Genomic DNA, 9,750 nt, shown 5'->3' on the forward strand with positions numbered 1-9,750 from the left:
GTGATAAACGAACTCGTCCTTTTCTGTTGTCATAACCATGCCATCTAAAATAAGCATGTTTCCGAACTCTTCCGTTTCAACCATATCAAGTTTTTGGAATTCTGTTTGCTCCGTATGTAATGTGCGGTTAATACGCGCCGTAATCCCAAAATGTTTTGTTTGTTTTTCAGTGAACCATAGTTCCATCGTACAATCACGCCTTTCAATGCAAATTTATAATAGGGACATCATTAATGTCCCCTAACAAAAATAAAACAAAACATCCAAAATGTATAGTTAAAAGTACAAAAATACCGAAAATATATTTTAGTCAGAGGGTTCTAACATATGTGCGGAAAGGGTTTGCACCGTAAAAGGAAAGAAAACCCTTTCTTAAGAAAGGGCTTTTGTCTCTATTTCTACTGGTTTACGAATTGGAATTAGGATCATAATACAACCAACTAACACCACAATTCCACCTACTAAAAACGGACTTTGTGGTGAAACAGTATGACCGATAATTCCTGATAAAATCGGAGCAATCGCACCACCTAACCAACGAACAAAGTTATAAACACCTGACGTAACAGATCTTTCATAAGGTGAAATATCCATTACATAACTTGTGTATAATGCATTGTTTAAGCCAGACGCCAATCCTGATAAAACGATAAGAGTAATTTGTAACCACATAATTTTCACAAAGAATAGTGCAATTAAGAAAATCGCAAATACGAGTAAACTACCCTTCAATAATGTTTTTGGTTCATATTTCCCTTCTAGCTTATGTGCTAAAATTGCAGAACCGTAAGCTAACGCCAGTCCCCATCCGCAAAATACAAAGCCTAATTGAATAGCTGATAAATGCATAATAAGTGGTGAATATGCTAACACGACAAAAAATCCGTAGTAGTATAGCATCCCTGAAATGGCACCTTGCATAAATGGTTTATACTTCACCAGGTTAAGTAATTCCCCTACGCCAGCAGCCTTACGCTTCACTTTTCGTTCTGGTTCTTTTACAAAAAAGAATACTAAAATAAATGCTAAGAAAATTAAAATACTCGTCGCGAAAAACGGATAACGCCAAGAATGACCACCTAATATCCCGCCTAATAACGGTCCGCCAGCCATACCTAAGCCGATAGCTGCTTCGTATAATCCTACTGCTTCATGAACTTCTTTACTTAATGCAATCAATAAAGTCATCGCCGTCGCGAAGAACATCGCATTCCCTAATCCCCATCCAGCGCGGAAAAGAGATAATTGAGCAATCGTTTGTGACATACCACATATAAACGCAAATACAGTCACAATCGCAAGACCAATTGTCATCATCCGTTTATCACCAAATCTCGATGCAAATATACCAGCTGGTAACATCATAATTGCCATCGTTAAAATATAAGCGGTAAATAACATTTCAACTTGCCAATGCGATGCACCAATTTTCTCTGCAATAATCGGCAAAATTGGGTCGACTACTCCTATACCCGAAAAGGCAAGGAAGGTAGCCACCACTGTAATCAATCTCCCTAGTTTTTGTTTGCTCTCCATTTTGATTACTCTCCTTTTGTGCTCTCTAAAAATGTTACTGCACGATGTAAACTATCTTCTAGTTCTGCCTTTACACGTTGCATTTGCTCCATTTTTTCGTCTAACGTTTGCACTTGTTTTTCAAGCATATCTTTAATTTCTTGAATCACTTCACGATCACGAGGATTTTCGCTATTTCTTCTTTGCTCCATTCTTTCTTTTAGTGATAAGAAATGCTGCATTTCTTGAAGTGTGATTCCTAGCACTTCTTTCGCTTCTACAATTCTTTTAATTCTGGAAATATCCTCATCCGTATACAGACGGATATTTCCCTCACTACGTTCTGGGGGATGAATTAAACCAATTTCCTCATAATAACGAAGTGTACGTTTTGTTAAACCGACTTGCTTTGTTACTTCATCAATTTTATACATGTTTCTTCCTCCCTTCACTTGATTATTACATTTTACGTTAACGTTAACTTTTCTGCAACTGTTAGACTTTTGTAAATGTTTGTCATATTCAATTGTATTTTCCCTAAAGCAGTTTCATAATAAAAGAAAAGAGATAATAAGGAGAATTTCACATGAGTAAACCACTTATTTTCGCTCACCGCGGAGTAAAAGGAACACATCCCGAAAATACGATGATTGCCTTCCAAGAAGCAGAACGCATTGGTGCTCACGGAATTGAACTCGATGTCCACTTATCAAAAGATGGTGAACTTGTCGTAATTCACGATGAAACCGTCGATCGTACAACAAATGGCGTTGGACTTGTTTCTGAAAAAACGGTAGAGGAACTACAATTATTGGACGCTGGTAGCTATAAAGACCCTTCTTTCCATGAAGCAAAAATCCCAACGTTACGTGAGGTTTTCATTTGGCTTTCCACAACGAACTTACAACTAAATATTGAATTAAAGACAGATGTTATTCATTACCCAAATATTGAGGAAAAAGCTGTTGCACTTGTGCGTGAATATCATCTTTCTAATCAAATTGTATTTTCATCATTTAACCATGACTCTGTTTCATTATTAGCAGAAATTGCTCCTGAAATCCCAAGAGCAATTTTATATGATACACCACTTGCTGATCCAATTTCCGAAGCGAAACATAGAGAAGCAAGTGGATTACATCCAAACTTCCAGTTATTAACGAAAGAATTTGTGCAGTTAGCACAAGAGCAAGGATATGTTTTCCGTCCATATACAATTAACGAATACAAAGATTTACAAACTATGATTGATTATGGTGTAGATGTCATCATTACCGATTGGCCAGCACGTGCCTTTGAGCTCCTTTCTTAATGGAAGGAGCTTTTTATTTTCGAAATTTCATTGTTTAAAATAAACGAAAACCCTCAATACTAATACAATAACGCTTGTATTAATGAGGGGCTGAAAAAAGATGGATCAAACTATGAATCCAAAACTTAAAAAATATAAACGTCTTTTCTTCACCGCAATGTTTTCTTGCGTCCTTTTCTTCGTTTTTTCTTTTTTTGTTATTATTATAGTTGCAAAAATTATGGGACCTCCTCCTGTTGCGGTCCCGCAAACAAGCGTCTTTTACGCAAACGATGATACTGTTATTGGACAAAGTAACGAAATTCAAAAACGTTACAATGTCTCTCTTAATGAAATTTCACCTTATGTAAAAGAAGCGACCCTTTCTATTGAAGATCAAAGATTTTATAAACATCACGGCTTCGATGTGAAACGGATTGCAGGTGCAATTGTTGCTGATTTAAAAGCGATGGCAAAGGTACAAGGAGCTAGTACAATTACACAACAATACGCGCGTAATCTGTATTTAGATCATGATAAAACGTGGAAACGAAAATTATTAGAGGCAATGTACACTGTCCGCCTTGAAGTAAACTATAATAAAAATCATATTTTAGAAGGATATTTAAATACAATTTATTACGGACATGGTGCTTATGGAATCGAAGCTGCGTCCCGTCTATATTTCGATAAAACGGCAAAAGATTTAACATTAGCAGAAGCTAGTATGCTGGCAGGTATCCCGAAAGGGCCAAGTGTCTATTCTCCCTTTTTGAAAGAGGATCGTGCTAAAGGACGACAAGCTCTCATATTAGATGAAATGGTAAAGCAAGGATATATTACGAAGCAACAAGCAGCCTTAGCGAAGAAAGAAACACTAACTTTTGCCTCATTAGATACGAAAAAAGTAGCAGAGATCGCACCATATTTCCAAGATGCTGTACAAGCTTCGCTTCTTCGTGATGTCGGATTAGACGAACAAGCTTTACAACGAGGTGGCTTACGAATTTATACAACGCTAGACCCTAAACTACAAGCTGTAGCAGAACAAGCTGTAAAGGATCATATACCTGACACAACAAACATACAAACTGCTCTCGTCTCTATGAATCCAACGACAGGTGAAGTGGCTGCTCTTGTTGGCGGAACCGATTATACTACGAGTCAATTTAACAGGGCTACACAGGCCATTCGTCAGCCTGGTTCTACATTTAAGCCATTTCTATATTATGCGGCATTAGAACGAGGATTCACGCCTGCTACGCGCTTAAAAAGCGAATATACTGTATTCACCTTAGGTGACGGCGTTTCAAAGTATAAACCGAAGAACTATAAAGATTATTATGCCGATGATTTCGTAACGATGGCACAAGCTCTCGCAGTCTCTGATAACATTTATGCTGTGAAAACGAATTTGTTTTTAGGAGATGACACGCTAGCAAAAACAGCGAAACAATTTGGAATTAAAAGTGCATTAAAAGATGTGCCTTCTCTAGCTCTCGGTACATCACCAGTAAAACCAATTGAAATGGTTAACGCTTATAGCATGTTCGCAAACGGTGGAAAAGAAGTAAAACCTACTTTTATTCGCCGCATTATGGATCATGAAGGAAATATATTATACGATGCTCATTTAGAGAGTAAACAAGTTCTCGACAAGAGTAAAGCGTTTGTAATGGAAGAAATGATGACTGGTATGTTTAATAAGAAACTAAGCAGTTATGCTGCTGTAACTGGCCAATCGATGTTATCCAAACTATCAAGAACATATGCCGGCAAATCTGGTTCTACTGAAACGGATAGTTGGATGATCGGATTTACTCCGCAAATCGTAACAGGAGTATGGGTCGGATATGATCAACCTAAATCTATTTCAAACGTAGCAGAACAGGGGTATGCGAAGAAAATATGGACTGATACGATGGAGAAGGGCTTAGATGGACAGCCTAAAAAAGAATTTAAACAACCAAGTGACGTCGTAGCGGTTAATATCAATCCAGAGAACGGTAAAATTGCTACAAAAAATTGTCCTATTTCTGTGAAAATGTATTTCGCTAAAGGTACCGAACCGACTGAATATTGTATGGATCACGTCGATGATAAAGAAGAATTTGAAAAAACGACTGAAGAAAAGAAAAAAACAAGTTGGTGGAAAAAATATCTTCCTTGGTAAAAAAAATAGCTGACGGGCATCCGTCAGCTATTTTTTATTCACTTAATAATGCACGGCGCAATTCTTCACTAGATTCGTTCCAAATCGCTTCATTATGTTCTTTCAAGAACGTACCAAGTACCTTTTTAGATGATTCATCCATATGGTCAACCATAATGTGACGCTTCAATGATTTATCCATTTTATTTACGTGTTCTGGAAGTGATTTATATCCGCGGCGAATCTCACGGTCAACTGTCATTTCACAAGCTGTTACACCTGCGTAATACGCACCTGTCGCAGTTCTTTCAATTGTTACCCAAACAAGCCAAAATGGTTTTCCATTTGGAACTTCATCTTTATTTGTTAAAAACTTAATACCTTTTTCTACTGTACTACGCGCATGCATCGCACCGATATCAACGAATGCAGTCTTCTCTAGTACATCAACAAATACGGGTGAAATGTTTTCTAAGCTTAATGCTCCAACACCAAATCCACCATGTCCATCTGTTGAATCATTTTTCACGATATTAAAACCGATTTTTTTCTTTTTCTCTGTCATATGTAAAATCCTCCTCACTTAAAAATTATAAAAGGCCAAAAATAGGCGCAATGATGCTGTCTAAAAATACAAATACATGCGGAATAACTACCTGGAAAATAGGTTGAATTGTGTAATTACTAAGCGGTGTAATAACGAGAATTAATAACGCAATTGCCCCGTATTTTTCATACTGTGTCATTTTCGCGCGAATATTTGCTGGCGCTAAATCTTCCACTACGCGATACCCATCAAGTGGCGGGATTGGTAATAAGTTAAATACAAGTAAAACGATATTCAGCATAATAAAAATCTGGAAAAATTGAGCTAACGTATCTGCCACTGCAGATGGAATTGAGTATAATACACCAAATTTTAATAAGCTATACCAAATAATTAAACCAATTGCACTTAAAATTAAGTTACTAATCGGCCCTGCAATTGACACTAATATACCTGCCAGACGCGGTCTTTTAAAGTTATATGGATTAACAGGAACTGGTCTTGCCCAACCGAATCCAAGAATTAATACTGCAATCAAACCGATAGGGTCTAAATGGGCCATCGGTGATAACGTTAAACGCCCTTGTCTCTTTGCTGTATCGTCCCCAAATTTATATGCAACATATGCATGTGCAAATTCATGAACGGATAGTGCAATAATAATTGCCATTGCTACTAACGGAATTTCGTGCAATGGATATCTAAATAACTGATCCATACTTCATCTCCTCTTCCATATGTCAAAAAAAGAAATTATTTGTTTTTTCGATTGTTCTTCCCCATAATCCGCTATAATAAGAGTGTAACTTACATAAAAGGAGCGATTGTACATGCCATACGTAACAGTGAAAATGCTAGAAGGACGCACAGAAGAACAAAAGAAAGCTCTTGCTGAGAAAGTAACAGCAGCAGTAAGCGAAACAACTGGTGCTCCTGAAGAAAACATCGTTGTTTTCATCGAAGAAATGTCTAAAAACCATTATGCAGTTGGCGGAAAACGCTTAAGCGACAAATAATTTCAAGTTTTTTCATAAGAAGCAGCCATTAGCTGCTTCTTATTTCTTTCCTTCTAACAACTCAATAATTCTCTCTTTATATTTTCCTTTTCTTCCATCTTCATAGATTAAATCATGTGGATAGAATAGCTTTTGATCCGTTCTTTTCTTACCTGTAATCGCCTCAACAATATCCGACTCACGTGAAAGCTCTCTAAGCTCTCCGTTTGGCATAAGAAGTAGGATTGGTAGACGCTCTTCTTCTTCTCCTGCACGATAAAAGTCATACGGTAAGTCTGATGTTGAATCAACTACTAAATAATACTCCGGATCAAGTCCAATCTTTTTAAATAAACTACTTAATTCCATCCAATTATCTAAACCGTGTTTATCTGTAAACTCTACATATTTAAATAGATTTCGATTCATAAAACGGCGGCATAAATCGCTTAAAATTGGATCTTCTTCTTCCTGCCATACTTGGAAGTAGTAATACATAACGTTCTCGTCTAACTTTAAATAATCCTCTACTGTTACTTCTTCTTCAAATAAAGAATAGAAATGAACAGGATGATTTTTAAATGTATAATACTTCTCGTGCAGTGATTTCGCACGGTGTAAAATCTTCGTTAAAATAACTTCTGCACTTCGCGTTACCGGGTGGAAATATACTTGCCAATACATTTGATAACGACTCATAATGTAATGCTCAACAGCATGCATACCACTATTTTTAATGACTACTTGATTCCCATACGGACGCATTACACGCAGTATACGTTCCATATCGAAGTTTCCGTACTTTACGCCTGTAAAATAAGCATCTCTTAATAAATAATCCATACGATCCGCATCAATTTGACTCGAAATCATACTAATCGCTAATTTATTAGTAGACGTTTTTGCAATTACATCTGCTACCTTTTGTGGAAACTCCTTATCAACACGACTTAATACATCATTAATCTCCGTATCGCCAACGATAATCTTTTGCGTAAATTTCTCATGATCTAATGAAAATACTTTTTCAAACGAGTGAGAAAATGGGCCGTGGCCGACATCATGAAGTAATGCCGCACATAAACATAACAATCTATCTTCAGCATTCCAATTTGGTCTGCCATCAAACACATCATCAATCATACGACGAATAATTTCGTATACACCTAACGAATGAGTAAAGCGACTATGCTCTGCACCGTGAAATGTAAAAAATGTCGTTCCAAGCTGCTTAATACGGCGCAAGCGTTGAAATTCTTTCGTTCCGATTAAATCCCAAATAACACGATCACGCACGTGCACATATTTATGTACTGGGTCTTTAAACACTTTTGTTTCGCTGAGTTTGTCGTTTAAATATACCACTTTCCGACATCCCCCTTTCTTTACTACATTCTTACTTTATATTATAAACGAAATGAGAAACAGAAAGAAATGAAAGACTGTATTAATTCCCTTTATAAAAAGAAAAAATCACCTTTACCGAAGTAAAAGTGATTTCCTTTATACATTATTTACCTAAAACGAATTCAGCAACTTCGTCTAAGATCATATCTTTCCCAAGTGGGAAGTAACCTTTGTTTAAGTCTTCATTTTTAATTGTAAATACGTGGTTGTTTTTAACAGCGTTCATGTTTTTCCAAATTGATTCTTCTTGGAATTCTTTCAAGCGCTGAGAACCGTCACCAGTTGTAAACACGAATAAGTAATCTGGGTTGTAATCAATTAAAGCTTCTTTTTGTACTTGTACTAACGGTTTATCAGTTGGTGTACCTTTAACTGCTGGTAGTTTTAAATCATTAAAGATTACGCTACCGTAACCGTAGTCACCGTATACACGGAAAGCATTTGGATATGCAGCCATTTTCATAAATGTTGCTTCACCAGTTTTAGCGACGATTTTGTCATGTAATTTGCTTGCTTTTTCATCATACTTTTTGAACCATTCTTTTGTTTCTTTTTCTTTACCAAAGATTTGACCTACTTCTTCAAATTTTGGACGCCATTGATCTAATGGAGTGTTTAACATAACTGTTGGTGCAATTTTAGATAATTGATCATAAATCTTTTCTTGACGATTATTTACAAGAATTAAATCCGGTTTTGCAGCAGCTACTGCTTCGATGTTAATTTTATCGCCCCAAGCAGAACCAACTGGTTTAACGTCTTTTAGTTTCTTTTCAATATGTGCATCAATTTTTTCTTGAGATGTATTAGCAGTAATAACCGGTTTCATACCGAAAATTAATAATTCTTCTGTTGAACCACTAAGGTCAGCAATTTTCTTTGGGTTTGCAGGAATTTTAATTTCCCCTTTTGCATGTTTTACAGTGCGCTCTTCAGTCTTTGCATCTGATTTCTTTTCTTCTTCTTTGTTAGAACAAGCTGCAAATAGTACAGAAGTCACAACTAGTACCATTGCTAATAGTGCCATTTTAAAATTCTTCATGTTCCCACTCCTTCTAGCTGTATTTATCTTATAAGTTACAACGAACTATAAGAAACAAAGATAACAATTAATTAATATATATTTATTAATTGTTGTTAATAACCCATTCTAACGGGCGTTCAACTTCCCATTCTTATATAAGAAGCTCAACGTCCATTAGAAGTCCCCCTCTTCACGAGGGGGTTCTACTTATGCTTTTTTACGCAATTGATTACTAATCATCGCTAAATCATATGTTAAACAAATTGGCTTACAGTTTACTGGACATGGAACGATTTGAGCTTCAATCTCAAATACGTTACGAAGTGTTTCACTTGTCATAACTTCATCTGGCGTTCCTTGTTTCATTAACTTACCTGCTTTTAATGCAATCATATGATCTGAGAAACGGGAAGCGTGATTTAAGTCATGGATAACCATAACAATCGTTCTACCTTCTTCTTCATTTAACTTTTTCAATAAGTTTAATACTTCTAATTGATGAGCCATATCTAAGTACGTCGTTGGTTCATCCAATACAAGTAATTCTGTTCCTTGTGCAAGAGCCATTGCAATCCAAACACGTTGACGTTGACCGCCTGATAGCGCTTCTGCTGGACGATTCGCAAATTCTTTCATTCCTGTCACTTCAAGTGCCCAGTTAATGTAGCGATAATCCTCTTCTTTCAACGTGCCAAACCCTTTTTGATGAGGGAATCTTCCATATGACACAAGCTCAAATACAGTAAGACCCGTTGGCACTTCTGCAGTTTGTGGTAAAATCGCCATTTTCTTTGCAATTTCTTTCGTTGGCTGTTTCTC

10 protein-coding genes and 1 pseudogene are annotated in these 9,750 nt (G+C 36.5%); 3 read left to right on the forward strand and 8 right to left on the reverse strand.

The genetic code is table 11. From position 1 onward, the window contains the following. From MR107_RS27920 to MR107_RS27930, 3 genes and pseudogenes are all read right to left on the reverse strand, one after another. Window positions 1–186 (reverse strand): annotated as a pseudogene (locus MR107_RS27920) (spermidine synthase); the annotation flags it as partial. Between the two features lie 186 nt (window positions 187–372). Continuing rightward, window positions 373–1,536, reverse strand: a complete 1,164-nt coding sequence (locus MR107_RS27925) for an MFS transporter (RefSeq protein ID WP_000444228.1) — start codon at window positions 1,534–1,536, stop codon at window positions 373–375. Between the two features lie 5 nt (window positions 1,537–1,541). Beyond that, on the reverse strand, window positions 1,542–1,949 hold the full coding sequence (locus MR107_RS27930) for a MerR family transcriptional regulator (protein WP_000276577.1): 408 nt from the start codon (window positions 1,947–1,949) through the stop codon (window positions 1,542–1,544). 152 nt (window positions 1,950–2,101) lie between these two features. On the opposite strand from MR107_RS27930, the gene MR107_RS27935 reads away from it, so the two are divergent. Together MR107_RS27935 and MR107_RS27940 are read left to right on the forward strand one after the other, a co-directional pair. Next, complete coding sequence (locus MR107_RS27935; protein WP_017656744.1) at window positions 2,102–2,827, forward strand: glycerophosphodiester phosphodiesterase; 726 nt, start codon at window positions 2,102–2,104, stop codon at window positions 2,825–2,827. Between the two features lie 100 nt (window positions 2,828–2,927). Next, window positions 2,928–4,979 (forward strand): transglycosylase domain-containing protein, encoded by a 2,052-nt coding sequence (locus tag MR107_RS27940; RefSeq protein ID WP_242292992.1) that lies wholly within the window; start codon window positions 2,928–2,930, stop codon window positions 4,977–4,979. Window positions 4,980–5,013: 34 nt separating this feature from the next. Here MR107_RS27940 and MR107_RS27945 read toward each other — a convergent pair whose 3' ends face one another. Continuing rightward, complete coding sequence (locus MR107_RS27945; RefSeq protein ID WP_000136678.1) at window positions 5,014–5,523, reverse strand: YwhD family protein; 510 nt, start codon at window positions 5,521–5,523, stop codon at window positions 5,014–5,016. A gap of 25 nt (window positions 5,524–5,548) precedes the next feature. After that, a complete protein-coding gene (locus MR107_RS27950; RefSeq protein ID WP_000372445.1) occupies window positions 5,549–6,223 on the reverse strand; it encodes a site-2 protease family protein in 675 nt (224 codons plus the stop codon). Between the two features lie 112 nt (window positions 6,224–6,335). Here MR107_RS27950 and MR107_RS27955 point away from each other — a divergent pair, with 112 nt between their 5' ends. Beyond that, on the forward strand, window positions 6,336–6,521 hold the full coding sequence (locus tag MR107_RS27955) for a 2-hydroxymuconate tautomerase (RefSeq protein WP_001147171.1): 186 nt from the start codon (window positions 6,336–6,338) through the stop codon (window positions 6,519–6,521). A gap of 39 nt (window positions 6,522–6,560) precedes the next feature. Here MR107_RS27955 and MR107_RS27960 read toward each other — a convergent pair whose 3' ends face one another. The 3 genes from MR107_RS27960 to MR107_RS27970 all read right to left on the reverse strand — a co-directional run. Continuing rightward, entirely contained in the window at window positions 6,561–7,865 is a 1,305-nt protein-coding gene (locus MR107_RS27960) for an HD domain-containing protein (RefSeq protein ID WP_000262730.1), read from the reverse strand. Between the two features lie 145 nt (window positions 7,866–8,010). Beyond that, complete coding sequence (locus tag MR107_RS27965) at window positions 8,011–8,949, reverse strand: ABC transporter substrate-binding protein (RefSeq protein ID WP_086404462.1); 939 nt, start codon at window positions 8,947–8,949, stop codon at window positions 8,011–8,013. 189 nt (window positions 8,950–9,138) lie between these two features. Then, on the reverse strand, window positions 9,139–9,750 hold a 612-nt coding region (locus tag MR107_RS27970), incomplete at its 5' end, for an ABC transporter ATP-binding protein (protein WP_242292993.1).

This window comes from Bacillus cereus group sp. BfR-BA-01441, from assembly GCF_022663075.1.
Lineage (GTDB): Bacteria > Bacillota > Bacilli > Bacillales > Bacillaceae_G > Bacillus_A > Bacillus_A cereus.